This is a genomic window from Methylocystis echinoides (assembly GCF_040687965.1).
Taxonomy (GTDB): Bacteria; Pseudomonadota; Alphaproteobacteria; order Rhizobiales; family Beijerinckiaceae; genus Methylocystis; species Methylocystis echinoides_A.
This window is the reverse complement of record NZ_CP156084.1, coordinates 1,302,816-1,327,486: the sequence shown is the minus strand read 5'-3', so window position 1 is coordinate 1,327,486 and position 24,671 is coordinate 1,302,816. Positions and strand designations below refer to the sequence as shown.

Genomic DNA, 24,671 nt, shown 5'->3' with positions numbered 1-24,671 from the left:
GTCAGCCCTTCTTTTTATACATGGCGAGCATGCGTTCGGTGACGAGGAAGCCGCCGAATATGTTCACGCAGGCGAGAATGAGCGCGATGAAGCCGAGCCAGCGCGCCCAATCCGAGCCGCTGTCGGAGGCGCTCGACGCGTCGACGCCGACCGAGAGAAGCGCGCCGACGACGATGACGGAGGAAATGGCGTTGGTCACCGACATCAGCGGCGTGTGCAGCGCCGGCGTCACCGACCAGACGACGTAATAGCCGACGAAGACGGCGAGCGCGAAAATAGCAAGGCGAAAGACGACCGGGTCGATCGCCCCGCCGCCCAATCCGTGCGAAGCGGCGGCCGCCGCCGTCTGCGCGAGTTCATCGGAATAATGCTGGGCCTGATCCGCGAGCTGACGGGCGGCTTCCGCCGCGGCCCGCGCCTTGTCAAGCAATTGCTGCGTAGAGTCGGTCATGGTTCGACGCCCTCTTTAAGAAGTTGTTGGGGTCAGGCCTTTTTGAAACGTTCGTCGATGACGACGCCGTCGCGCGTGAGCGCGGTCGCTTTCACGAGCTCGTCGTCCCAATTGATTGCAAGCTGCTTCGTCTCCTTGGAGACGAGCGTCTCGACGAAGGCGAGGAGGTTTCGCGCGTAGAGGCTCGACGCGGTCGGCGCCATTCGGCCGGGCAGATTGAGCGCGCCGACGATCTTCACGCCGTTTTCGACCGCGGTCTCGCCCGGGCGCGTAAGCTCGCAATTGCCGCCGCGCTCCGCCGCAAGGTCGATGATGACCGACCCCGGCCGCATCGAGCGCACCATGGCGGCCGAGATGAGCCGAGGGGCCGGACGTCCGGGTATGAGCGCCGTGGTGATGACGACATCCTGCTTGGCGATGTGGCTCGCGGTCAGTTCCGCCTGCGCCGCCTGATATTCCTTGGACATCTCCTTGGCGTAGCCGCCGGCGGTCTGCGCCTGCTGGAACTCTTCGTTCTCGACCGCGAGGAATTTGGCGCCGAGCGATTCGACCTGCTCCTTCGTCGCCGGGCGCACGTCCGTCGCGGTGACGATCGCGCCGAGGCGGCGCGCCGTGGCGATGGCCTGCAGGCCCGCGACGCCGACGCCCATGATGAAGACCTTGGCGGCGGGCACGGTGCCGGCCGCCGTCATCATCATGGGGAAAGAACGGCCGTATTCCGCCGCCGCGTCGATCACCGCGCGATAGCCGGCGAGATTCGCCTGAGACGAGAGGACGTCCATGGATTGCGCGCGGGTGATGCGCGGCATGAACTCCATGGCGAAGGCGATGGCCCCGGCGCGGGCGAGATCCGCGAGCGCGGCCTCGTTTCCGAACGGGTCGAGGATGCAGATGACCGCGAGATTTTGCTTGGCGCCTGCGAGTTCGGCGGCGGCGGGGCGCCGCACGCGCAGCAAAATATCGGCGCCCGCGAGCGCGGCGGCCGCGTTGGGCGCAAGTGTCGCGCCGGCGGCGGCGTAGTCTTCATCCGAAACCCCAGCCCCGGCGCCGGCGCCGGACTGAACCGCGACCTCCGCGCCGAGACTGATGAATTTCTTGATGGTTTCTGGCGTCGCCGCGACGCGCGGCTCGGCTGTGTCCGTTTCGGCCAATACGGCAATGCGCATGACGAACTCCGATTTTCAAAAGCGAAAACCGTCGCCGTCATGGTGGCCCCTGACGGCTAGGCGTGAGGGGCGTTGCGCGTTTATCGCGCGAAGAGGAAGAAGAGGGCGACCAGTGTTACCGCCGAGGCCGCTGCGGAAAATTTCAGCAGCCAGAGGAAGCCGTTATAGGTTTTCATGTGTTCGGCCCAGTCCGCGTCCGTCGACGCGCGATTGCTCGCCATCTCAATCTCTCCCGATCGTGGTTTTAGAAGCGCGAACAGGACCGCCGCGCCTGTGGCGATGGTAGCCGAGCGGCGCCGGTCCCGCAATGACCCGATGGCGCGCGCTTTCGTCGCTCCCGCACAGCGTCCGCAACGCCCGCAAAGACAGGAGAAAGCCGCGTGCGGGGAAGATTCTCGGATGGGCTCTTTTCGCAGGCGCCACGCATTTTTCGGTTGGGCGACAAAAAAAGCCCCGGGCTTCCCCGGGGCTTTCGAACGCTTTTCAGGCAGGCGGGACTTAGAAGTCCATGCCGCCCATGCCGCCGCCCGGCATGGCCGGCGCGGTTTCCTTCTTCGGCTGTTCGGTGATCGTCGCCTCGGTGGTGATGATCAGGCCGGCGATCGACGCGGCGTCCTGGAGCGCGGTGCGCACGACCTTGGTCGGGTCGATGATGCCGAGCTTGATCAGATCGCCGAACTCGCCCTTCTGAGCGTCGAAGCCGAAGCCGTAGTCCGCGGCCTCGAGCAGCTTGCCCACAACGACCGCGCCGTCGCCGCCGGCGTTGTCGACGATCTGACGGGCCGGAGCCTGGATCGCCTTGCGGACGATCTCGACGCCGGTCTGCTGGTCGGAGTTGCCGACCTTGACGCCGTCGAGCGCCTTGATGGCGCGCAGCAGCGCGACGCCGCCGCCGGGCGAGACGCCTTCTTCAACGGCCGCGCGGGTGGCGTTGAGAGCGTCGTCGACGCGGTCCTTCTTTTCCTTCACCTCGACTTCGGTCGCGCCGCCGACGCGGATCACCGCGACGCCGCCCGCGAGCTTGGCGAGACGCTCCTGGAGCTTCTCACGGTCGTAGTCGGACGTCGTCTCCTCGATCTGGCCCTTGATCTGGGAGATGCGGGCCTCGATGTCCTTCTTGTCGCCGGCGCCGTCGATGATCGTGGTGTTCTCCTTCTCGATGCGCACGCGCTTGGCGCGGCCGAGCATGGGGAGCGTCACGTTCTCGAGCTTGATGCCGAGGTCCTCGGCGATCATCTGGCCGCCGGTGAGGATGGCGATGTCTTCGAGCATGGCCTTGCGGCGGTCGCCGAAGCCCGGCGCCTTCACGGCCGCGATCTTCAGGCCGCCGCGCAGCTTGTTGACGACGAGGGTGGCGAGCGCCTCGCCCTCGATGTCCTCGGCGACGATGACGAGCGGCTTGCCGGTCTGGACGACGGCCTCGAGGATCGGCAGCAGCGGCTGCAGCGTCGACAGCTTCTTCTCGTGGATGAGAAGATACGCGTCGTCGAGCTCGGCGATCATCTTCTCGGCGTTGGTGATGAAGTAGGGCGACAGATAGCCGCGATCGAACTGCATGCCCTCGACGATGTCGGTCTCGGTCTCGAGGCTCTTGGCCTCCTCGACCGTGATCACGCCCTCATTGCCGACCTTCTGCATCGCCTTGGCGATCTCTTCGCCGATGAAGGTGTCGCCATTCGCCGAGATGGTGCCGACCTGGGCGATCTCGTCGTTGGAGGTGACCTTCTTCGAATGCGCCTTGAGGTCGGCGACGATGGCGTCGACGGCGAGATCGACGCCGCGCTTCAGATCCATCGGATTGAGGCCGGCGGCCACGGCCTTGGCGCCTTCGCGGGCGATCGCGGCGGCGAGAACGGTGGCGGTGGTGGTGCCGTCGCCGGCCAGGTCATTCTGCTTGGAGGCGACTTCGCGGACGAGCTGGGCGCCGAGGTTCTCGAACTTGTCGGAAAGCTCGATCTCCTTGGCGACGGTCACGCCGTCCTTGGTGATGCGGGGCGCGCCGAAGCTCTTCTCGATCACGACGTTGCGGCCCTTGGGGCCCAGCGTGACCTTGACGGCGTTGGCGAGGATGTCGACGCCGCGCAGAATGCGGTCGCGCGCGTCGGTGGAGAAACGGACGTCTTTGGCAGCCATGTGAAACTCCTGGAATGGGTTGAGGGAAGCGTTTGAGGGTCGGGTCGAGTTAGTCGACGATGCCCAGGATGTCGCTTTCCTTCATGATCAACAGATCTTCGCCGTCGATCTTGACCTCGGTGCCGGACCACTTGCCGAACAGGACGCGGTCGCCGGCCTTCACGTCGAGGGGGGTGAGCTTGCCGCTCTCGTCGCGGCCGCCGGGACCCACCGCGATCACCTTGCCCTCTTGGGGCTTTTCCTTGGCGGTGTCGGGGATGATGATGCCGCCCTTGGTCTTTTCCTCGCCTTCGAGACGCTTGACCACGACCCGGTCGTGCAGGGGACGAAACGCCATTGTTAAGTCTTCCTTTTTTGCGCGCCGGACGAAAATGCCGCCCGCCGCAAGCCATAAGCGAAATTGTTGGCACTCTCTTACGACGAGTGCCAACAGCGGCTCGGAAATATGTCGGGCGGCCGGCGATGTCAAGGTTTGTCGCGTCGCCGCTAGCCGCGCCGGAGCGGGTCCATTAAAATGGCTCGCCGTCGCCTCAGTCAGAGAACGAGTCGTTGCCGTCCTTATCCGCCTCCCCCCGCGCGCTCGGCCTCGCCGCCGTTTGCGCCGCCGCTCTGCTCGATCAGGCCCATAAGTTCTGGATGCTCCATGTCTTCGGCATCGAGGGCCGCCAGCCGGTGACGGTCGCGCCCTTTCTCGATTTGGTGCTGTCCTGGAACTACGGTGTCTCCTATTCGCTTTTTCCCGCCCATGAGGGCGCAGGCCGGGCGCTGCTCCTTTCGGGGCAGGCGATGATCGTCGCGTTTCTGTTGTCGTGGATGTGGCGCGCGCAGAGCCGCCTCACCGCAATCGCGCTCGGTCTTGTCGTCGGCGGCGCCGTGGGAAACGCGCTCGACCGGATCGCGCGCGGCGCCGTGGCGGATTTCTTCTATCTGCATACGACCCTGCCGGTCGGGCCGCTGGCCAATTACGTCTTCAACGTCGCCGACGTCGCGATCACCGCGGGCGTGGCGCTGCTGCTGTTCGAGACCCTGTTTCCGCCGCCGCCGCCGGCCGAAAGCGCGGCCTGAAGCTTTCGCCACTAAATCGCCACCAAAGGACGCGCATGTTGGGCCTTTGACGCCGCCCGGCGAGGGCGCGCCCATGTTTTCGTTTTGCCAAGGAGTTCAAATGATGAAGCTCGCTCGGTTCCCGCGCCGCGCTGCTTTCGCCCTGGCGGGCCTCGTCGCGGTCTGCGGCGGGGCGGCGCATGCCGCCGACGACAAATCCACCGTTGGCGCGGTCATGGAGCTTTTCGGCTATTCATCCGACCCCTCCGCCGCGTCGATTGATTACCGCGAGCGGCCGAAGCTCGTGCTGCCGCCGAAGATCGGCGAATTGCCGGCGCCGCGCGACCGGGCGGATCGCCCCGAGGGTTGGCCCACCGACACGACGACCAACCGGAACCGGTCCACGGATCGCTACGCGCGCGTGCCGAACGCCCCGCCGCCGGAGAAGAAGCCCGGTCTTCTCGAACGCGTCCGCGGCCCGCGGCCCGACGCGGCGCCCGGCACGGACGACGAGCCCGGCTTCTTCCAGCGCGTATTGTTGAACAAGCGCGCCGACGTCGCCCTTTCTTCCGAAGAGCCGAGCCGCCGCATGCTGACGGAACCCCCGACGGGCTATCGCCGGCCTTCCATGGACCTCAGCAAGGTTCCGGATTCCGAGGCCAAGAAATCGAGCTGGTGGAACCCGCTCGGCTATCTCGGCAACAAGGACGACAAAGACCCGGTGGCGCAGCCGGGCGCGGCGACGCCTGCTCAGCAGGCCAAGCCGTCGAGCGGCGGGTCGGAATCCTGGTTCCGCTGGCCACGTTTCGTCCAGAAGGACCCCGACAAGGATTGAGTTTCGGCGGCGCGGATTTGGGCCTATATAGAGACGAAGTTTATCGTTTCGGGCGGCCGGGGCGCCGCTAGAAAGGCTCGTCGATGTCGTCTTCACCTTTGCCGCCGACCGTCTCGCTCACCCCGGGCGCGGCCGGCGGCTCGGCGCATGCCGGCGCGGAAATTTCGCACTTCAAGCTCGACAACGGTCTCGAGGTCGTGGTCATCCCCGACAACCGCACGCCCGTCGTCACCCATATGATCTGGTACAAGAACGGCTCCGCCGACGATCCGATCGGCAAATCGGGCATCGCGCATTTCCTCGAACATCTGATGTTCAAGGGCACCAAGAACCATCCGCAGGGCGAATTCTCCAATCTCGTGGCCGAGCTCGGCGGCCAGGAGAACGCCTTCACGAGCTACGATTACACGGCCTATTTCCAGCGGATCGGCAAGGAGCACCTCGGCACGCTGATGCAGTTCGAGGCGGATCGCATGATCAACCTCGTGTTGACCGACGAGGTCGTCACGCCGGAGCGCGACGTGGTGCTGGAGGAGCGCCGCATGCGCACCGACAACGATCCCGCCGCACAGCTCGACGAGGCCGTTCAGGCCGCGCTTTACGCCCACCATCCCTATGGCACGCCGATCATCGGCTGGAACCATGAGATCGAGGACCTGAACCGCGAAGACGCGCTGTTCTATTACAATCGCTTCTATACGCCCGAGAACGCCATCCTCATCGTCGCCGGCGACATTGAGGCCGAGGAGGTCGCGCGCCTCGCCCGCGAGACCTACGGCAAGATACCGGCCCGCGCCGAACCGCCGCAGCGCCGGCGCACCCAGGAGCCGCCACATCGCGCCCATCGTCTCGTTTCGCTTTCCGACGAGAAAGTGGAGCAGCCGGCGCATGAGCGCGTCTTCCTCGTCCCTTCCTACAAGACGGCCGCCTCCGGCGAGGCTGAGGCGCTCGAGACGCTCGCCCATATGCTCGGCGGCGGCGCGACCAGCGCGCTCTATGAGACGCTGGTGGTCGAGGAGAAATACGCGGTGGGCGCGGGGGCCTATTATCTGGGCTCGGCCGTCGACGACACGCGGCTGTGGGTCTATGCGACCCCGGCGCCGGGCGTCTCGCTCGAGGAGCTCGACGCGGCGATCGACCGCGTCGTCAAGCGCTTCATCGACGAGCCGATCGACGACGCGCATTTGCAGCGCGCCAAGACGCGGCTCGTCGCCGACGCCATTTACGCGCAGGACAGCCAGGCCTCGCTCGCCCGCTGGTATGGCGAGGCGCTCGCGACCGGCCTTACGATTGAAGATGTGGCGGCCTGGCCGGCGCGCATGGAGGCGGTGACGGCCGGGGACGTGACCGCCGCGGCGCGCAAATGGCTCGACAAGCGCCGCGCCGTGACCGGCTTCCTGTTGCCGGCCGACATCGACGCCTGACGCTTCATCGACGGGCTGGCGAGCGCGCCGGCCCGACTCTTTTCAGGATCGCTCCATGACCGCCCACGCCCCCGCCGTCACCATGGCCTCCCGCGCCGAGCATGTGCAGAAGGTCGTCACCCCCGGCGGGATAACCGCCTGGCTCGTCGAAAGCTACGCCGTGCCGCTGGTCGCGCTGGAGTTTTCCCTGCGCGGCGGCGCAGCGCAGGACCCGGCCGACAAGCCCGGCCTCGCGACGCTGCTCGCTTCCCTGCTCGACGAAGGCGCGGGCCCCTATGACGCGCGCGGCTTCCACCGCGCCATCGACGAACTCGCCATTCACCTGGGTTTCGGGGCGGACCGCGACTCGATTTCCGGCCATTTGCAGACCTTGTCGAAGAACGCCGACAAGGCGTTCGAATTGTTGAAGCTCGCGCTGATCGACGCGCATCTCGCCGAGCCCGACGTCGCGCGGGTGCGCAGCCAGCTCGTGGCCGAACTGAAGCGCGACGCCAATGATCCCGACGCCATGGCGGCGAAGGCCTTCCGCGAGGCGGCCTTCCCCGGCCACCCCTACGGGCGCCCGGTGCGCGGCGAGCTGTCCTCGATCGACACGCTGTCGCGCGCCGATCTCCTGGCGCTGCGCGAGCGGCTGTTCGCGCGCAAGGATCTGAAGATCGCCGTCGTCGGCGCGATCGACGCGCAGACGCTTTCCGATCGGCTCGATTCGACCTTCGGCGCCTTCGCCATGGCCAATGATCTGATCGAGGTTGCGCCGACGATCGTCGCCGGCGCGGGCGCGCGCCATATCGTCAATCTCGACATCCCGCAGACGACGATCCGCTTTGGCCGCACCGGCGTCACCAAGCGCGATCCGGACTATTTTGCGGTCGTCGTCGCGAACCACATCTTCGGCGGCGGCTCCTTCACGGCGCGGCTGTTCAGAGAAGTGCGCGAGAAACGCGGCATGGCCTACAGCGTCTATGCGCAGCTCAACGAATACGACCAGTGCCCGATGCTGATCGGCGCCGCCGCCACCAAGAACGAGCGCGCCGGCGAAGCGCTGCGCGTGATCGAAGAGGAAGTGCGCCGCTACGCCGAGGAGGGCCCGACCGAGGACGAGCTCGACAAGGCGAAGAAATTCCTCATCGGCTCCTATGCGCTACGCTTCGACACCTCGACGAAGATCGCAAGCCAGCTCGTCCATCTGCAGATGGACGGTTTCGAGCCGAGCTATCTCGACGAAAGAAACGGCAAGATCGCCGCCGTGGGTCTGGAGGACGCCAAGCGCGCGGCGAAGAAGCTCTTGGGCGACGGCAAGCTCTTGGTGACGATGGTCGGGCGGCCCGAGGGGGTGTGACGCCCCGCTTGTGGGCGGCTAACCCGGGGGGTCCCTCGTCATGACCCGCCGTCGCGCGCGGACGCGCCTTGGACGCCCGCGACAAGCGCGGGCGTGACTGAGGCGAGAGCGCCTTATTTCTGCGGCAATAGCGCCAGCAGGTCCGCCATCTTCGGCGCGGCGGCGGGGTTCATCATGCCCACCACATGGTAGCCGGCGTCGACATGCAGGATTTCGCCCGAGACGCCGCGCGACATCGGCGAGAGCAGATAGACGGCGGTCTCGCCGACTTCCTCGATGGTCACGACGCGGCGCAGCGGCGCGTTATATTCGTTCCAGCGCAGGATATAGCGGAAGTCGCCGATGCCGGAGGCCGCCATGGTCTTGATCGGGCCGGCCGAGATGGCGTTGACGCGGATGTTCTTCTCGCCGAGGTCGGCGGCGAGATAGCGCACCGAGGCCTCGAGCCCCGCCTTGGCGACGCCCATCACATTGTAATGCGGCATCCATTTCTCGGCGCCGTAATAGGTGAGGGTGAGCAGCGAACCGCCTTCCGGCATCAGTTTTTCGGCGCGCTGCGCGATCGCCGTGAAGCTGAAGCAGGAGATGTTCATCGACATCAGGAAATTGTCGAGCGTCGTGTCGACGTAGCGGCCGTCGAGCTGATCCTTGTCGGAATAAGCGAGGCAGTGGACGACAAAATCCACCTTGCCCCAAAGCTTCGCGACCTCGGCGAAGATCGCGTCGATCGTCTCGGGCTCGGCGACGTCGCAACGGCCGACGACATGGGCTCCGAGTTCGGCGGCGAGCGGGCGCACGCGCTTCTCGAGCGCCTCGACCTGATACGTCAAAGCGAGCTCGGCCCCGGCGTCGGCGCAGGCCTTGGCGATGCCCCAGGCGATCGAGCGATTATTGGCGACGCCCAAAATCAGGCCCTTTTTTCCGGCGAGGATTCCGGCGAAAGGAGCGGCGGGCGCGGCGGGCTGTGTCATCGGGGCGTCCATATCTCAAGCGAAAACGGGTCGCGCGCCCTTTAGCGTGGATTTGGCCCAAAGGAAACCCTGGGCGGCGCCGGGGGCGGCAGTATATGAAAATGCGGTCGCGAGCCTGTGGCCATTTGCCGTCGCTTGACCTATCATTCCATAGGAAACGCCACTAAAGGCGGGTCCCTCATCTTCTGAATGGGCCGGATATGTCCAGGAAAGCCGGGATCCTCGAAGGTCTTGGCGGGGTCGTCCCCGCATTGCGCCGCTACGCGCGCGCGCTCTGCGCCGGCGCGGGCCAGGCGCTTTCCGACGAACTCGTGCAGAGCGCCTTGCAGAGCGTCGGCGCGAGAATCCGCGCCAGGGAGCTGCGGCCGGCTGATCTCGACGAGGCGCGCGTCGAGGCCTATGCCGCGCTGACCGCCATGGCGACGAAGCGCCTCGCCGCTGCGCCGCGGACTGCGCCGCGCCAGCCGCCCATCGTCCAGGGCCTTGCCGAGCTTTCCTTGGACGATCGCGCCGCATTGCTGCTCGTGGCGCTCGAAGGCTTCGGCTACGACGCCGCCGCGCGGATCGTCGGCGCCCCGCGGGAGACGTTGCTCGCCCGCTTGACGCGCGCCCGCGCCGCGCTCGCCGCAGACGGCCTGCGCCCGCCCAGCGTCGACACTGGCGCGCGTCGGGCGGCGGCGCATCTCCGCGTCGTGAAATAGGCTCGAGTCTTGAAGTCCTCTGGTTTTATCGAGGAAAGCGACCTGCACGCGCTCGTCGACGGCGAGCTTGATCCGGAACGGCGGCGCAAGGTCGAGGATCATCTGCTGCAGCACCCGGAACATGCGGCCCTCGTGGAGGGCTGGCGGCGCCAGAACGCCGCGCTGCGCGCAGCTTTCGAGCCCGTCGCGCATGAGACGCCGCCGCTCTCGCTCAAGGACGCGGCGTCGCGCGCGCCTGCGTCGACTCAGGGGCCCATCGAAACCGGCGCCATCCACTGGGGTCGGCCCGGCGCGTCGCGGCCTGCGCAGCGACTGGACGATTTACGCGCCCAGCGACGCCGGCAGGCGATGCTGTCGACGCTGCTGACGCTGCTCACCGGAGCCGCCGTCGCCGGGCTGGCGGCGCTGGTGTTCGTGGGCCGCCACGAGACGCCGCGTCCGCCGGTCGCCGCGTCGTTCACGCAGAGCTATGCGGGACGGGCGGGGCTGACCTACGCCACTTACGCCTCGGACGCGCGCCCGGTCGAAATCGACATTTCCCGGCGCGGCGAGCTCGCGGCCTGGCTGCAGGAGCGCGTCGGCTTCTCCTCTACGCCGGACCTCGCAGACCTCGGCCTGCGACTCATCGGCGGCCGTGTCGCGCCGGGCGTCGCGGCCCCCGCCGGACTGCTCATCTATGAGCGGGCGGACGGCGCGCGGGTCGGTCTCTATTTCGAGCGCGCCGAGGCGGCGAATGCGCCGCAGGCGCCGCGCGCCGGGCAGGGCGTCTCGGCGGTCGAGTGGCGGGCGGCGGGATTCGCTTTCGTCCTCGTCGGCCCGCTATCGTCGGAAGAGATGCAGGCGGCGGGCGAGCGCGCGGCGCGCGCCGTCAGCGCCGCGCCAGACGCGCCTTGACCGCCCGAAAGGCTTTCGAAACCTGAACGCAACCGCGCAAAAACGGTTGACTTTGCGCGCCCGTCCAGTCCCTAAGAGGCGCGCTGAGCGCCGGTCCCAGACGCGCGCGTCCGTAAGGAGCGCGACGGAACCGGTCCCGCGCAACGCGTGGCCGAGCGCGCGGCGCGCCCTTTGAAGACTCTTCTCGAAACCGGAGCTTAACATTATGCGTCTCGACGCCATTCCGATCGGCGCGAATCCCCCGCATGAAGTCAATGTCGTGGTCGAAGTGCCGCTCGGCGGGGAGCCGATCAAATATGAGCTCGACAAGGCCTCCGGCACGCTCTTCGTCGATCGTTTCCTCTACACGGCGATGCGTTATCCGGGGAACTACGGGTTCATTCCGCACACGCTCTCCGACGACGGCGACCCCTGCGACGTGCTCGTCGCCAATACGCGGCCCGTCGCGCCCGGCGCCGTCATCGCGGTGCGGCCGATCGGCGTTCTGCGCATGACGGACGAAGCCGGCGGCGACGAGAAGATCGTCGCAGTCCCGTCCTCGCGCCTGACCCAGCGCTACAATGACGTGCACGATTACACCGACCTTCAGGAGATGACCTGGCGGCGCATCGAGCATTTCTTCGTGCATTACAAGGATCTCGAGCCGGGCAAATGGGCCAAGGTCGCCGGCTGGGGCGACGCCGCCGACGCCCGCGGGCTGATCACCGCGGCGATCGAGCGGGCCAAGGCCGCCAAGTAACCCGCGAAGGCCGACGCCGCCGCGCCTCGGACTTCAGGGGAGCGGCGGCGTGCGCGAGACGACGCCCTTGCGGAAGCACGTCGGCCGATCTTTCCAGGCGACGATGCCGTTCTCGCTCTCGCCGAAGCGCAGGGCCGATTCGATCAGATCGTCGACGCTCGTCTCCGGGTTCAGATCGCCGATCACATAGGTCCATTTCCCAAGCGCTGCGAGGGCGACGGTCGCTGGCCGCTTGCACACGGCGAGACATTCGACGGCCTCGGTCGGAATCGCCAGATTGCGCTCCGCCAGTCTCTTGCGGAGGGCGTCGAGAAAGCGGGCGCCGGGCTGGATATTGGGATCGCCCGCGTCCCGGCAGGACACGCAGACGACAATTCTCACATCCGTGCTGGACACGCTCAATTCTCCCGCGACTCGCGGGAAGGACTTTTCGGTCAGCTTCGCAGGATTGACAAGCGCTTATTAGCCTCGGCCTTGAGCGTTGCTGCGGCGCGCGACGGCGGGGCGCTTCTCAGGCCGCATCCTCGCGGCGCGGGTCGGGTTTTTCGGAGGGCATCCGCGTCTGCCGGCTGAGCTGCTCGAACTGACCAGCCAGGCGCGACACGCTTTCGACGAGAATGTCCCGCGTCTCCGTGCGCACCCCATGGTCGCGCAGCTTCGCGAAGGCGCGCGACAGCGTCTCCTGCTTAACGCCGAGCCGCGCCGCAATCAGGCGCTTGTCATAGGGAAGGCGAAAGCGGCACTGTTCGACGCCCGGGGGACAGAGCGACAAGATGAACCCGGCCAGCCGCTGATCGGCGTTCTGCGCCTTGAGCGATTCGATCTCGGTCACGAGCGCGGCGATCTTGTCCTTGCCGTCCTGCAGGACGGCGGCGAAGAGAGCGGGCGACTCCTTCATCAGCCGCATGAAGCGGGCGGCGGGGATTTTGAGCACCGAGGTCGGCCCGATCGCCTCCGCCGAGACGCGGCAGGTCTCGCCGGGGTTCATGGGCGGTTCGCCCACGGTTTCGCCATTCGAGCGAATGCCGATCAACGTCTCGTCGCCGCAGGAGGCGATCCGCAGCACCTTCACGAAACCATGCAGAATGACGACGACCGCGGTGACCGGATCGCCCTGGCGGAAAATGACGCCGCCTTCGTCGAACGTCTCGACCTTCGCCTCGAGCGCAAGGCGTGCGAGCGTCGGCTCGTCGACGAGGGAAAACAAGCGCAGATCGCGCAGCGCCGGAGGCTCGGCGACGGCGATGCGCCCATTGCGTCGGCCCGCCCGGCCTTTTCGATCGGCGGCGAGGCCCAAAGCGATGTCGCTCGTCTGTGTGGACACGCCCGCATCCCCCTTCTCGCGCACGTCGTCGCGATGGCTCATTGGCATAAAAGCTTGTTTTCCCGCCGGGGGCGCCAGCTCAAGGGCGATGGCGCTCGACCGGTCGACTCGCTGAGGCTAACGCGAATGAAAGCGGCGCGAAAGCCGAGGGCGCGGGACAAACCGTCGCATGTTTGCGCGCCAATTCGACGGGCGCGAGCTATTGCGGGGGCGCGCCGCGGGCCAGGAGGAAAACACCCTGCTCGCCCAGCAGGTTCCAGACCCACCAGGGCGCATGGACGCGGATCGGCACGCCGGCGTGATCGAGCGCGACGCCGCGCTCGATGCCGGCGCCGAGCTCGTCGATGAGCTCGACGAAATCGCGGATGGTGCACAGGTGGATATTGGGCGTGTCGTGCCAGCTGTAGGAGAGATTGCCGGTGACCGGCATGCGGCCGCGGAAGGCGAGCTGCGCGCGCACGCGCCAATAGCCGAAATTGGGAAAGGAGACGATGGCGCGCCGGCCGATGCGCAACATGTTGCTCAACGCCTCGCGCGGCCGCCGCGTCGCCTGCAGCGTCTGCGAGAGAATGACGTAATCGAAACCGTCGTCCGGATAATCGGCGAGATCGGCGTCGGCGTCGCCTTGAATGACGGAGAGCCCCTTCGCAACGCATTCGTTGACGCCGCGCTGGGAGAGCTCGACCCCGCGCCCGTCGACGTTCTTGCGTTGTGCGAGGAGCTGCAACAGCGCGCCGTCGCCGCAGCCGACGTCGAGCACGCGCGCGCCCTGTTCGACCATGTCGACGATGAGCAGGTGATCTTGGCGCGGTTGTCCGATCCTGATCATGCGCGCCCCTTTAGGCCGCGCGCCGCGGCCGCCGCTTCGAGGAAGCCGCGGGTCGTCGCGATGAAAACGGGCTCGTGCAGGAGAAAGGCGTCATGGCCCTTGTCGGACTCGATTTCGACAAAGGACACCGACGCGCCGCCGGCGTTGAGCGCATGCACGATCGCGCGCGAATCGGACGTGGGATACAACCAGTCCGAAGTAAAGGCGACGACGCAAAAGCGCGTCTTCGTATCCTTGAACGCCTGCGCCAGCGAGCCGCCGTAATCGGCCGCGAGATCGAAATAATCGCAGGCCCGCGTCACGAAGAGATAGGAATTGGCGTCGAAGCGCTCGACAAAGGCGAGGCCCTGGTAGCGCAGATAATTCTCAACCTGGAAATCGGCGTCGAAAGAGAAAGTGGGCGCCGAGCGGTCCTGCAGCTTGCGGCCGAATTTGCGCTGCAGAGCGGCCTCGGAGAGATAAGTGATGTGCGCGGACATGCGCGCGACGGCGAGGCCCTTCTCGGGGCGCACGCCCTGTTCGAGATAGCGCCCGCCGCGCCAGTCGGGATCGGCCATCACCGCCTGCCGTCCAACTTCGTTGAAGCCGATGTTCTGCGCCGTGTGTTTGGCCGCCGTGGCGATGGGCATGGCGGCGAAGACGCGCTCGGGATAGCTCGCCGCCCATTGCAGCACCTGCATGCCGCCCATGGAGCCGCCGGCGACGCAAAACAGCGTCTCGATCCCCAGATGGTCGATCAGCATCGCCTGGGCGCGCACCATGTCGCGAATGGTGACGACCGGAAAGTCGAGGCCGTAAGGCCGGCCGGTCGCCGGATTGACCGAGCTCGGCCCGGTCGTGCCCATGCAGCCGCCGACGACATTGGAGCAGATGAGGAAATAGCGCTCCGTGTCGAAGGGCTTGCCGGGGCCGACCATCGCCTCCCACCAGCCCGGCTTGCCGGTGACGGGGTGGACGCCGGCGGCATATTGGTCGCCGGTCAGCGCGTGGCACAGGAGAATGGCGTTGCTTCTGTCGGCGTTGAGCGCGCCATAGGTCTCATAGCCGATGGCCAGCGGCGCAATGCAGCCGCCGCCGTCGGTGACGAGCGCCTGCTCGACCGGAAAGACGACCGATTTGCCATTCGTCCGGGCCGCCGCCGCGCCGACGAGGTCGCCGCCGTTGTCGCCGCCAGGCGCGGCCTGCGGCTCGGCGCTTTGCTGCTGAGCCTGCTCGGATTCAGTCAAAATATCCTCTCGTTCGATATGCCGAACGCGTTGTTCGGCAACATCGAGGCGCGAGCCGGGCCTGTCAAGGCCCGAAATCCACGCTCTTCCTTAACGGACGGCGCTGCGGCTAACCGGCCGAAAAGAGGTCGCGCGGCGGCTCTCCGGCCGGGGGCGCGCTCATCACCTCGACGGCGGCGCCAAGCTGCGCGAGGTCCTCCTCGCGCGAAAGGCGGTGGTCCCCGTCGGCGATGAAGGTCAGCGTCACCGGATCGGCCGGAAGATGCTCGACGAGCGTCAGCGCGTGGCGCCAGGGCACGTCGGGGTCCGCCATGCCTTGTAGAATATGCACGCGCGCATGGGCGCGAATCATGCCGCCGAGCAGAAGATGGCGGCGCCCTTCTTCGATGAGCCGGCGGGTGATCGGCGTCGGGACGGGCGAATATTGCGAGGCGCGCAGGAGGACTCCTTTCTCCATGATGTCGCGCTGCGCGGCGGCGTCGAGGTTTTTCCACATCAATTCTTCGGTGAAATCCACCGCCGGGGCCAGCAGGATGAGCCCCGCAAGGCGCCGCTCCTCGCTCCGTTCGGCGAGGCGCTTCGCGAGCAGCAAGGCGAGCCAGCCGCCCATGGAGCTGCCGATGAGGATCTGCGGGCCCGCTGTCGAGCGCAGCAAAACGCCTTCGGCCTGCGCGAGCCAGTCGCCGATGCAGCCGTCTTCGAACTTTCCGCCGGAGAGCCCGTGGCCAGAGTAGTCGAACCGCAGAAAGCCGCGGCCCCGCGCCCGCGCCCAGTCGTCGAGATAGGCCGCTTTCGTCGACGCCATGTCAGAGGCGAATCCGCCGAGCCAGACGAGGCCCGGTCCGCCGTCGCCCCCTCGGGCGGGCGGGCGGAGGCGCCGCGCGATCCGCCAGGGGGCTCCGCCGCCAGGGTTCTCAATGTCGACGTAATCGAGTTCTAAATCGCTGTGACTCATATGCTTCCCGGATGATCGCCGTGGCGCCCAAGCTTGCTTTTCCGGCCCACGCTCACACTTGGTAAGTAATCTCGCAAGAGAATGCGAGCGGGTCGCCACATCGGGATCGAACGCTCGCTAAATCGCTGAATGTCACAGACCCTCGCCCCTCTCACCGCCGCAGCCGACCCGATCCTCGCCGGGCGCACGGTCCTGCAGATCGTTCCCGATCTCCAGTCGGGCGGGGCGGAGCGCGCCGCCATCGACATGGCGGAGGCGATCTCGCAGGCCGGCGGCCGGTGCCTCGTCGCCTCGCGCGGCGGCCGCATGGTCAGCGAATTGCAGTCGAAGGGCGGGGTGTGGCTTCCCTTCCCGGCGGCGACGAAGAACCCTATCGCCATGGCGCTGAACTCGGTGCAACTCGCGCGCATCATCCGCGACGAGGGCGTCGACATCGTCCACGCGCGGTCGCGGGCGCCCGCCTGGGTCGCTTACTTCGCCACGCGGCAGACCGGCGCGAAGTTCATTACGACCTACCATAGCGCCTATTACGGGGCCTCGCCGATCAAGCTGCGCTATAACGCCATCATGGCGTCCGGCGACATTGTGATCGCGATTTCCGAATTCGCGGCGGAGCGCATCCGGAAGCTGCATCCCGAGGCCGCCGACCGCGTGGTCGTCATTCCGCGCGGCGCCGATCTGCGCGCCTTTTCTCCCGCCGCCGTGTCGCCCGCGCGCGTCCAAAGGCTGCGCGCCGCGTGGGGCGTCGCGCCGCATGAGCGTGTGGTTCTGCTGCCGGCGCGGCTCGCCTCGCGCAAGGGCCATGCGGTGACGATTGACGCCGCGCGCCGCCTCGCGGCGGAAGGTCACGACGACATTCGCATTCTGTTCGTCGGCGATCCGCACAGCGACAGTTTCCGCCGCGCCCTCGAAGCGCAAATCGCCCGCGCCGGCGTCGCGGGTTTCGTGCGCAGCGTCGGCCATTGCGACGACATGCCGGCCGCCTACCTCGCCGCCGCCGTTATCGTGGCGCCCTCGACCGAGCCCGAGGCTTTCGGCCGCGTGGCGATCGAAGCGCAGGCCATGGGCGCGCCGGTCGTCGTCTCCGACATCGGCGCCGCGCCGGAAATCGTGCGCGCGCCGCCGCAGACGCCGCGTCATCAGGCCACCGGCTGGCGCGTGCCGCCGGGCGATCCGGCGAAGCTTGCCGAAGCCATCGGCGAGGCGCTCGCCATGCGCGCCTCGGAGCGCGACGACATGATGCTGCGCGCGCGCGAAAACGTGCAGGCGCGGTTTTCCGTCGAGCAGATGCAGCATGCGACGCTCGACGTCTATCGGCGCCTGCTGCGGCGTTGACGCGGCCTCCTCCCGGTCTTTGTGGGACGGATTGTGGCCGTCGCACGCGAGCGCACGCGCATTGAGGCCGAAGAATCGCCCATAAAATCCTGCATGCTTTTGTGCATCGCAACTGGAAAGGAGCGATCGACATGAAGCGTTATTTCTCTGTCTTCGATCCCTTTGCGCGCTTGTTTGGCGCCGTGGCGCTTGTCGCCCTGGCGACCGCGCCGGCGGCGTTCGGCGCCAGCGACCCGAACGATCCGCACGGGGTCTGGCGCCGGCCGGACGGCGGCGAGCAGTTCAGCTTCTACGACTGCGACGGCGGGCTGCTCTGCGCCAAGCTCGTCGCCGTGGGCAAGCCCGAGGACGCGGGTGCCATCGGAACGGTGATCTTGCGCGGCGCCGCGAAGAGCGGGCCCAACGAATGGAAGGGCAAGCTCTACAATGCGCGCGACGGCAAGATTTACGAAGGACACGTCATCCTGCGCTCGGCCAATGAGCTGAAACTCAAGGGCTGCCTGTGGGGCGTTCTCTGCGGCGGCGAGACCTGGACGCGCGTCGCCGCCGCGGGCCCGGCGGCGAGATCGCATGGAAAGGAAGCGAGCGGGGGCGAGGCGCAATAGCCGCCGGCCCCTTGCTCATGACCCGGCGCCGCCTTCGGGCGGCGCTTTTTTTGGTCCGTAAAGGCCGCCAGCCGCCTATTGGATCGCAAATTGCTGCGTCGAGCGCGGCCTGCAAGTTTGTGATTCACAGCGCACGGGCGCTATCTGTGTTGTAGCGGGCGCGGGGGAGGCTTCGTGGGCGAACACACACTGCATTTCGAGTCTTATCGCGAGGCGCTGGTCTTCCTGGCGACCGCCGGCGTCGTCGTGCCGCTGTTTCACCGGCTGCGCATCAGTCCCGTTCTCGGCTTTCTGCTCGCCGGCGCGGCGCTCGGGCCGCATGGCCTCGGGCGCTTTGCGGAAAATCACAACGTCGCCTCCCTGTTCACGATCACCGACGTGCAGGGCGTTTCGCAGCTCGCCGAATTCGGGCTCGTCTTCCTGCTGTTCATGATCGGCCTCGAATTGTCGTGGGAGCGCCTCGTGCGCTTGCGCCGGCTGGTGTTCGGCCTCGGCCTGGCGCAGGTCGCGGTCTCCACCTCCGTGCTCGCGGCTGTCGGCCATTACTGGTTCGGGGTCGATCCCGCGCCCTCGATTCTGATGGGCGCGGCGCTCGCCATGTCGTCGACGGCGGTGGTCATGCCCGTGCTTTCGGAGGCGCGGCGCATCAACAAGGCGCCCGGCCGCGTCGCCTTTTCCGTGCTGCTGCTGCAGGATCTGATGGTGGCCCCGGCGCTGTTCTTCGTCTCGGTGCTGGCGCGCACGAAGGACGGCGACTTCAGCGCCTTCGAAGCGGCGACCGCCTTTCTGCCGGCTTTCGTCGCGCTTGCCGCGCTGATCTTCGTTGGACGCCTCTTGCTGCGGCCGCTGTTCCGCCTCGTCGCCTCCGTGCAACTGACGGAGCTGTTCATGGCGGCCTGTCTGCTCGTTGTCGTCGGCGAGGCGCTGGTCACGGCGGCGGCGGGCCTCTCCATGGGGCTCGGCGCCTTCATCGCCGGTCTGCTGCTGGCGGAAACGGAGTTCCGCCGCGAGATCGAAGTCACGATCGAGCCTTTCAAGGGCCTGCTGCTCGGCCTGTTCTTCGTCTCGGTCGGGGCGGGGCTCGACATGGACGCGCTCGTCGCCAACCCCGCCCCCATCGTTCTGCACGCCCTCGGCCTGACCCTGGCCAAGGCGGCGATCATTTTCCCGCTCGCGCTGCTCTTCGGCATCGACTGGCGCTCCGCCGCCGAAGCCGCGCTGCTGCTGGCGCCGGGCGGCGAATTCGCCTTCGCCCTGCTCACCTCGGCGATGATCGCAGGCGTGCTGCCGGGCCATTTCGGCGCGGACGCCATGGTGGTCGTCACGCTCAGCATTTTCTTTATCCCGCTGCTCGGGCGGCTCGGGGCGCGCCTGGCGCAGCCCGCCGAACGCGACGACGACGAGGCGCAATATGCGCATCTCGCGCCCGACGCGCCGGTCGCCGAAGGCCGGGTCGTCATCGTCGGCTTCGGGCGCATCGGCAGCCTCGTGGGCGAGATGCTCGAGCGCCATAACGTGCCCTTCGTCGCCGTGGAGAATCTGGTCTCGATTGTCTCCGAGGGGCGGGAGAAGGGCGTCGAAATCTATTGGGGCAATGCGGCGCGGCGGGAATTCCTTCTCAGATGCGGCGTCGAACAGGCGCGGGCGCTCGTCGTCACCATCGAAAACGCCGCCGCCGTCGAGGAGATCGTGCGGCTCGCCCATGAAATCCGCGAGGATCTGGTGATCGTCTCGCGCGCCCGCGACGCGCGTCACGCCACGAAGCTCTATCGGCTCGGCGCCAGCGACGCGATTCCCGAGACGATCGAAGCCAGCCTGCAACTCGCGGAGACGGTTCTGGTCGACGTCGGCGTGCCCATGGGCTATGTCATCGCCTCGATTCACGAGAAGCGGGACGAGTTTCGCAAAATTCTGCAGCCCACGGGCGAGGAGGCGCGGGCGCGGCAGGCCGAGCGGCGCAAGGAGATCAAGCGCGAACAGGCGCGCCGCCGCATTTCGGGCCGCTCGTCCGAAGAAGCGGGAGAGGAGGTCTGAGAAGCCTCTGTCCGAGGCGTCTGCCGTCAGCAAAAGACAACTTGCTGTTGATCGAGAGAGCGGGAGCATATATTCCTGAGAGTAGGAATTCTTGCCGGGCCGGCGCCATGGACATTCTCTCGCACGCGCAGATCTGGGCCGCGATCGACGCGCTCGGCGAGCGCTATGGGCTGACCCCGTCGGGGCTTGCGCGCAAGGCCGGCCTCGATCCCACGACCTTCAACCGCTCGAAACGCGAAACCCCGACCGGCCGCCAGCGCTGGCCCTCGACAGAGTCGATCGCAAAGGTTCTGCAGGCGACGGGGGCGAGCCTCGACGAATTCATGGCGCTCATTTCGGCCAACAGCGGCGCGTCGCGCCGGCATACGCGGCCGCTGATCGGTCTGGCGCAGGCCCGGGAGGGCCGGTTCTTCGACGACGCGGGGTTCGTGGTCGGGGCGGGCTTCGACGAGATCGAGGTGCTCGCCGGCGCGGATGAAAACTCCTATGCGCTCGAGATCTCGGGCGACTCGATGGAGCCGCTCTATCGCGACGGCGACATTGTCATCGTCTCGCCCTCGGCTCCTGTGCGGCGCGGCGACCGCGTCGTGGTCAAGACAAGGAGCGGCGAAATCATGGCCAAGGAGCTCAAGCGGCAGACCGCCCGCTCGGTCGAGCTGCGCTCGATCAACCCCGCCTATCCCGACCGCGTTATATCGCGCGACGAGCTCGCCTGGATGGCGAGGATTTTATGGGCGAGCCAGTGAGTCGCGCGCGAAGAGCTGTGCTATAGAACGATTCCCCGAAGGCCCTTTCCCAACGACGGGTTAGAACATGCGCCAGTCCCTGATCGTCTCGCTTCTCGCTCTCCTGTCGCTCGGCGCCGCCTCCGCCCGCGGCGAAGACGCCTTGCGCGATCAGGCGAAGGGCCTCTTCGAGCCGATCCCCAAAACGGCGCCGGCCCTGCCCGACAATCCGACGACGCCGGAGAAGCTCGCGCTCGGCAAGATGCTCTATTTCGAGCCGCGCCTCTCCGAAAGCCGCAGCTTCGCCTGCGCCACCTGCCACAATCTGAGCATGGGCGGCGTCGACGGCGGCGCGCTCTCCTCGGGCGCCGCGCAGCTCGCCGGCCGCGAAGTGCAGACCGTCTTCAACGCCGTCTTCAACAAATCGCAATATTGGGACGGCCGCGCCTCGGATCTCAAGGACCAGGTGGTGAACTCCGTCATGGCCAATCCCAAGGCCATGCTGAAGACCCGCGGCGGCCCCATGGCGATCAATCCGGCCGAGCTTGCCGCGACCAAGCAGCGGGAGATCGATCAGCTCAAGTCCATCCCCGGCTATCGGGACGCCTTCCAGAAAGCCTTCCCGGAGAGCGCCGATCCGCTGGTCTACGACAATATCGGCCGCGCCATCGCCGTGTTCGAGGCGACGCTCATCACCCCCGACTCGGCCTTCGACCGTTGGCTCACAGGCGACGACGCGGCGCTCGACGAGACCCAGAAAGCGGGCCTCAAGCTGTTCGTCGAGAAAGGCTGCGCGGGCTGCCACAACGGGATGAACGTGGGCGGCGCGAGCTACGCCAAATTCGGCGTCGTCGCCGCGCCGGGGCCGGAGCATCTGCCGGCGGAGGACGCCGGCCGCTACGCTGTCACCAAAGCGAACGCCGATCGTTACGTGTTCAAGGTCCCCTCGCTGCGCAACGTCGAACTGACCGCGCCCTATTTCCACACCGGCTCGACCTTCGATCTTCGCAAGGCGGTGAACATCATGGCGGAGGCGCAGCTCGGGACGAAGCTCTCGGACGACGAGACGACCAAGATCGTCGCCTTCCTCAAATCCTTGACCGGCAAGCAGCCGGAAATCGTCCTGCCGATCCTGCCGCCGCGCGACCGCTGAGCGTCGATCGATCGGGACAAAGCAAAGGCGGGCGCCGTAGGGCCCGCCTTTTCCTTTGGCGCAGCGGCCCGGCGAAGGGGCTCCGGGCCGCGCAAATCTTTACCAGCACCCGCAGCCGGCGCTGCCGTAATAGGCCGGATAGGCTGCGCCGTAAGTGCCGCAACCCGCGGAACCCCAATAGCCGCCGGGATAAGCGGAGCCCCAATAGCCGTAGCCGCCGTAGGGGTAGCCCGCGCCGAGCGCCGCGCCAGTGGCCAGGCCGAGCCCGAGTCCGCCATATCCCCAGCGTCCCCAGCCGCGATGGCGCCATCCCCAGCCGCCGCCGTAGCCCCAATGGCGACCCCATCCATAGCCGCCCCAGGCGGAAGCGGGAGTCGAAATTGAAAGCGTGCTGACCAGCATGGTGGCGGCGAGCGCTGCAGTAATCATCTTACGTGTGTTTGTCATCGCCACATCTCCGCGCCCTTGTCTGACAAAGCCCCGACGCCACCCCTGCAACGCGAAGGTAATTTTCTTGTTCCCAGGCGTTGAAGGCCAGCAGGCGGCGAGCCGTCTATCCCCGATGGGCGGAGTGCTCCTGTGCGCAGTAACTTAAAAATGAAAAATAATTTCGCGGCCCTTCACGTCGTCGCCGCCGTTGACCCCCAGCGCTTAGGCCCGCGAAGCGGCAGCCAAGAGCGACAGCGCGCGCAACCGGCGCGCCAAAGGCTCACGTGACGATCCGCTAAACTAAAGGCGGGCGCTCGCTCGAATCGTAATGAATGCTATGCGCTTGCTGAACGTATATGCATTGAACGGCGGCTTCCCCAATGCGCAAGGATCGGAGTTCATCGGCAATCGGATGATCTCCGAGAGCGAGGCTTGCTCCGCCGCTAAACCGAGCGACGCCGAGTTTTCCTTCAGCTTCGATACGTGTGCGAAGCAATCGCGCATCTTTGACCGTGTGGCCGACCGCGGGTCCATTGTGTGAGGAGAGGCGAAGTCCGCCTTCGATGCGACTTGTGAAGCTTGTGCTCGATATGGCCGTTGCTTTCGGCGCTTGCCAAGGGCACGATATCCGCGTCGCAGCGTAACCTTTTTACGCGCGCCGTAGCGAGCGCCTCATGGAAAAAATGCATTTTTCGCGCATGGACCAAGGCACGGACGAAGATTTTCTCGTGCTCAAGCATGTGCACGAACGGACGTTGAGAGCCTTACCCGATCGACTTTTCGGATTGCTCCGGGAGCTCAGCAAGGACACCGCCTATAATATCAGCCGTTATGATCATTGCCTGCAAACGGCGACGCGCGCGCTGCGCGACGGCAAGGACGAGGAATATGTCGTCGTCGCGCTGCTGCATGATGCGTGCGAGCCGCTTGGCCCTTTCAACCACGGCGAGGTCATCGCCGCGATCCTGAGGCCGTTCATCAGCCGCGACAATTACTGGATGCTCGCCAAACACGGCTTGTTTCAAACCTATTTCTACGCGGCGCACCTGGGCCTCGACCCCAATGCGCGCGACCAGTTCAAGTCTGATCCTGCTTATGAGCGGACCGTTGAGTTCTGTGCGCGGTATGACGAGGTTTCGTTTGACCCGGATTACCCCAACGAGCCCTTGTCCACCTTCGAGCCAATGGTTCGGCGCCTTTTGCAGAAAAGCTGGGAGCCGCCGAAATAAGGCGGGGGCCGCGACGCGGTGAAAGGGGGCGGTGCGATTTCGGCCCCGCAAGTTGCAAAAATCTTCTCTACGGTTCGTTCGCGAAACAATGGAGGGCAGCCTAATGTCGAATCATTTCACCGGACTGAGTCTCGGTCCGCCGCTCGACGATCAGCGTCTCGACCTTTGTGATCTTTATCTGTTCCAGTCGCCTGAAGACAGTGCGAAGACAGTCTTCATTCTCAATGCAAACCCCTCGGCCAACGGATTCCATCCGGACGCGATCTATCGCCTGAATATCGACACGGACGGCGATTGCCTGACCGACGTGGCGGTCAGTTATGTCTTCTCGCCGGTCGAGAATGGGAAGCAAACCGCGAGCGTCTTCATCGCCAAAGGCGCTGACGCGCAATCCGCCGAAGTCGCCGGCGAGCGCATCATCGCCGACGCCGAAGTCTCGTTTCAGACGGCGCCGAACATTGTGAGCGTCGGTCCCTATCGCTTCTTTGCGGGCGCCAGAAGCGACGCCTTCTTTTTTGATCTCGACGGCGTTCTCAATCTCTATGACACGAAGGGAGGACGAAATTTCACCTCGCCGCAGCTCGGCGGCAAGTCGCCCTGGACCGGAATCGACTCGAACTTGCGCGCAAACGTCTGTTCGACGGTGATCGAGATTCCGACGTCGGAGCTGCAGCCCAAGCCGCTGATCGGCGTTTGGGGCCGATGCAGCCTGCGTCGGGACGGCAAGCTCCTTCATGTCGATCGCGCGGGTCATCCGTCGGTCAGCAGCTTCTTCAATACGGACGAGACGAAGGAGGAATACAACGCCAGCGAGCCGATCAATGATCGAAACCGCTGGCTCGGCCAATTCGTACATCTCATGGGCCATACGGGCGACTATACGGAAGAGGAAGCAATCCGCGCGCTCGACGCAGAAGGCATTCTTCCCGACCTGTTGACCTTCGATCCCTCGAAGCCCGCGGCCTACCCCAACGGCCGACGCCTCACCGACGACGTCTTGAACCACCGTCTCGCCTTTTTGTCGAAAGGCGAAATCCCTCGTGACGGCCTCAAGCCGCACACCGACATTTTGAATGTGTTTCCCTTTATCGGCGCGCCTCATCCGACGGCTGGCTGATAGGAAATTCGTT

26 protein-coding genes are annotated in these 24,671 nt (G+C 66.3%); 14 read left to right on the top strand and 12 right to left on the bottom strand.

The features are described from left to right. Window position 1 precedes the first annotated feature (1 nt). The 5 genes from RVU70_RS06395 to groES all read right to left on the bottom strand — a co-directional run bounded on the left by RVU70_RS06395 (window position 2) and on the right by groES (window position 4,087). Window positions 2-451, bottom strand: a complete 450-nt coding sequence (locus RVU70_RS06395; protein ID WP_363350247.1) for an NAD(P) transhydrogenase subunit alpha — start codon at window positions 449-451, stop codon at window positions 2-4. A 32-nt stretch (window positions 452-483) separates the two neighbouring features. Further along, window positions 484-1,617: a Re/Si-specific NAD(P)(+) transhydrogenase subunit alpha gene (locus tag RVU70_RS06390; protein WP_363350246.1), complete on the bottom strand. Its 1,134-nt coding sequence runs from the start codon at window positions 1,615-1,617 to the stop codon at window positions 484-486. 80 nt (window positions 1,618-1,697) lie between these two features. After that, window positions 1,698-1,838, bottom strand: a complete 141-nt coding sequence (locus tag RVU70_RS06385) for an aa3-type cytochrome c oxidase subunit IV (protein ID WP_363350245.1) — start codon at window positions 1,836-1,838, stop codon at window positions 1,698-1,700. A gap of 277 nt (window positions 1,839-2,115) precedes the next feature. Next, window positions 2,116-3,750: a chaperonin GroEL gene (groL, locus tag RVU70_RS06380; protein WP_363350244.1), complete on the bottom strand. Its 1,635-nt coding sequence runs from the start codon at window positions 3,748-3,750 to the stop codon at window positions 2,116-2,118. A 49-nt stretch (window positions 3,751-3,799) separates the two neighbouring features. Then, a complete protein-coding gene (gene groES, locus RVU70_RS06375; RefSeq protein WP_363350243.1) occupies window positions 3,800-4,087 on the bottom strand; it encodes a co-chaperone GroES in 288 nt (95 codons plus the stop codon). 212 nt (window positions 4,088-4,299) lie between these two features. Between groES and lspA the strand changes: the two genes are divergently transcribed. From lspA to RVU70_RS06355, 4 genes are all read left to right on the top strand, one after another. Next, the gene (lspA, locus tag RVU70_RS06370) at window positions 4,300-4,815 is read left to right on the top strand and encodes a signal peptidase II (protein ID WP_363350242.1); all 516 of its coding nucleotides are present in this window, start codon (window positions 4,300-4,302) and stop codon (window positions 4,813-4,815) included. A 100-nt stretch (window positions 4,816-4,915) separates the two neighbouring features. Next, window positions 4,916-5,629 carry a hypothetical protein gene (locus RVU70_RS06365; protein WP_363350241.1) on the top strand — a complete coding sequence of 238 codons (714 nt, stop codon included), beginning with the start codon at window positions 4,916-4,918 and terminating at the stop codon, window positions 5,627-5,629. Window positions 5,630-5,712: 83 nt separating this feature from the next. Further along, window positions 5,713-7,053 carry a pitrilysin family protein gene (locus RVU70_RS06360; protein ID WP_363350240.1) on the top strand — a complete coding sequence of 447 codons (1,341 nt, stop codon included), beginning with the start codon at window positions 5,713-5,715 and terminating at the stop codon, window positions 7,051-7,053. A 55-nt stretch (window positions 7,054-7,108) separates the two neighbouring features. Further along, window positions 7,109-8,392, top strand: coding sequence for a pitrilysin family protein (locus RVU70_RS06355; RefSeq protein WP_363350239.1), 1,284 nt, complete (start codon window positions 7,109-7,111; stop codon window positions 8,390-8,392). Window positions 8,393-8,505: 113 nt separating this feature from the next. On the opposite strand, the gene fabI is transcribed toward RVU70_RS06355, so the two are convergent. Continuing rightward, entirely contained in the window at window positions 8,506-9,363 is an 858-nt protein-coding gene (fabI, locus tag RVU70_RS06350) for an enoyl-ACP reductase FabI (RefSeq protein ID WP_363350238.1), read from the bottom strand. Between the two features lie 200 nt (window positions 9,364-9,563). Between fabI and RVU70_RS06345 the strand changes: the two genes are divergently transcribed. From RVU70_RS06345 to ppa, 3 genes are all read left to right on the top strand, one after another. Next, on the top strand, window positions 9,564-10,064 hold the full coding sequence (locus RVU70_RS06345) for a sigma factor-like helix-turn-helix DNA-binding protein (RefSeq protein WP_363350237.1): 501 nt from the start codon (window positions 9,564-9,566) through the stop codon (window positions 10,062-10,064). 9 nt (window positions 10,065-10,073) lie between these two features. Next, the gene (locus RVU70_RS06340; RefSeq protein ID WP_363350236.1) at window positions 10,074-10,958 is read left to right on the top strand and encodes an anti-sigma factor; all 885 of its coding nucleotides are present in this window, start codon (window positions 10,074-10,076) and stop codon (window positions 10,956-10,958) included. Between the two features lie 205 nt (window positions 10,959-11,163). After that, complete coding sequence (gene ppa, locus RVU70_RS06335; protein ID WP_363350235.1) at window positions 11,164-11,697, top strand: inorganic diphosphatase; 534 nt, start codon at window positions 11,164-11,166, stop codon at window positions 11,695-11,697. A gap of 33 nt (window positions 11,698-11,730) precedes the next feature. Here the strand turns inward: ppa and RVU70_RS06330 are convergent, their stop codons facing one another. The 5 genes from RVU70_RS06330 to RVU70_RS06310 all read right to left on the bottom strand — a co-directional run bounded on the left by RVU70_RS06330 (window position 11,731) and on the right by RVU70_RS06310 (window position 16,031). Beyond that, on the bottom strand, window positions 11,731-12,093 hold the full coding sequence (locus RVU70_RS06330; protein WP_363350234.1) for a DUF1636 domain-containing protein: 363 nt from the start codon (window positions 12,091-12,093) through the stop codon (window positions 11,731-11,733). Between the two features lie 115 nt (window positions 12,094-12,208). Next, window positions 12,209-13,063 carry a Crp/Fnr family transcriptional regulator gene (locus RVU70_RS06325; RefSeq protein WP_363350233.1) on the bottom strand — a complete coding sequence of 285 codons (855 nt, stop codon included), beginning with the start codon at window positions 13,061-13,063 and terminating at the stop codon, window positions 12,209-12,211. A gap of 157 nt (window positions 13,064-13,220) precedes the next feature. Next, window positions 13,221-13,850: a methionine biosynthesis protein MetW gene (gene metW / locus RVU70_RS06320; RefSeq protein ID WP_363350232.1), complete on the bottom strand. Its 630-nt coding sequence runs from the start codon at window positions 13,848-13,850 to the stop codon at window positions 13,221-13,223. After that, window positions 13,847-15,076, bottom strand: coding sequence for a homoserine O-acetyltransferase (locus tag RVU70_RS06315; RefSeq protein ID WP_363350231.1), 1,230 nt, complete (start codon window positions 15,074-15,076; stop codon window positions 13,847-13,849). The genes metW and RVU70_RS06315 overlap by 4 nt, the downstream gene beginning before the upstream one ends. Before the next feature lie 109 nt (window positions 15,077-15,185). Continuing rightward, entirely contained in the window at window positions 15,186-16,031 is an 846-nt protein-coding gene (locus RVU70_RS06310; RefSeq protein WP_363350230.1) for an alpha/beta hydrolase, read from the bottom strand. Between the two features lie 129 nt (window positions 16,032-16,160). Here RVU70_RS06310 and RVU70_RS06305 point away from each other — a divergent pair, with 129 nt between their 5' ends. From RVU70_RS06305 to RVU70_RS06285, 5 genes are all read left to right on the top strand, one after another. Then, window positions 16,161-17,366, top strand: coding sequence for a glycosyltransferase family 4 protein (locus RVU70_RS06305; protein WP_363350229.1), 1,206 nt, complete (start codon window positions 16,161-16,163; stop codon window positions 17,364-17,366). Window positions 17,367-17,497: 131 nt separating this feature from the next. After that, entirely contained in the window at window positions 17,498-17,971 is a 474-nt protein-coding gene (locus tag RVU70_RS06300; protein ID WP_363350228.1) for a DUF2147 domain-containing protein, read from the top strand. Between the two features lie 174 nt (window positions 17,972-18,145). After that, on the top strand, window positions 18,146-20,005 hold the full coding sequence (locus RVU70_RS06295; protein WP_363350227.1) for a cation:proton antiporter: 1,860 nt from the start codon (window positions 18,146-18,148) through the stop codon (window positions 20,003-20,005). Between the two features lie 107 nt (window positions 20,006-20,112). Then, window positions 20,113-20,751, top strand: coding sequence for a helix-turn-helix transcriptional regulator (locus RVU70_RS06290; RefSeq protein WP_363350226.1), 639 nt, complete (start codon window positions 20,113-20,115; stop codon window positions 20,749-20,751). A 67-nt stretch (window positions 20,752-20,818) separates the two neighbouring features. Continuing rightward, the gene (locus tag RVU70_RS06285) at window positions 20,819-21,883 is read left to right on the top strand and encodes a cytochrome c peroxidase (RefSeq protein ID WP_363350225.1); all 1,065 of its coding nucleotides are present in this window, start codon (window positions 20,819-20,821) and stop codon (window positions 21,881-21,883) included. 99 nt (window positions 21,884-21,982) lie between these two features. Here the strand turns inward: RVU70_RS06285 and RVU70_RS06280 are convergent, their stop codons facing one another. Beyond that, entirely contained in the window at window positions 21,983-22,330 is a 348-nt protein-coding gene (locus RVU70_RS06280) for a hypothetical protein (protein WP_363350224.1), read from the bottom strand. A gap of 656 nt (window positions 22,331-22,986) precedes the next feature. Here RVU70_RS06280 and RVU70_RS06275 point away from each other — a divergent pair. Both RVU70_RS06275 and RVU70_RS06270 read left to right on the top strand, forming a co-directional pair. Continuing rightward, complete coding sequence (locus RVU70_RS06275; RefSeq protein WP_363350223.1) at window positions 22,987-23,541, top strand: phosphohydrolase; 555 nt, start codon at window positions 22,987-22,989, stop codon at window positions 23,539-23,541. 103 nt (window positions 23,542-23,644) lie between these two features. Beyond that, window positions 23,645-24,658, top strand: coding sequence for a DUF4331 family protein (locus RVU70_RS06270; protein ID WP_363350222.1), 1,014 nt, complete (start codon window positions 23,645-23,647; stop codon window positions 24,656-24,658). The last annotated feature ends 13 nt before the right edge of the window (window positions 24,659-24,671 follow it).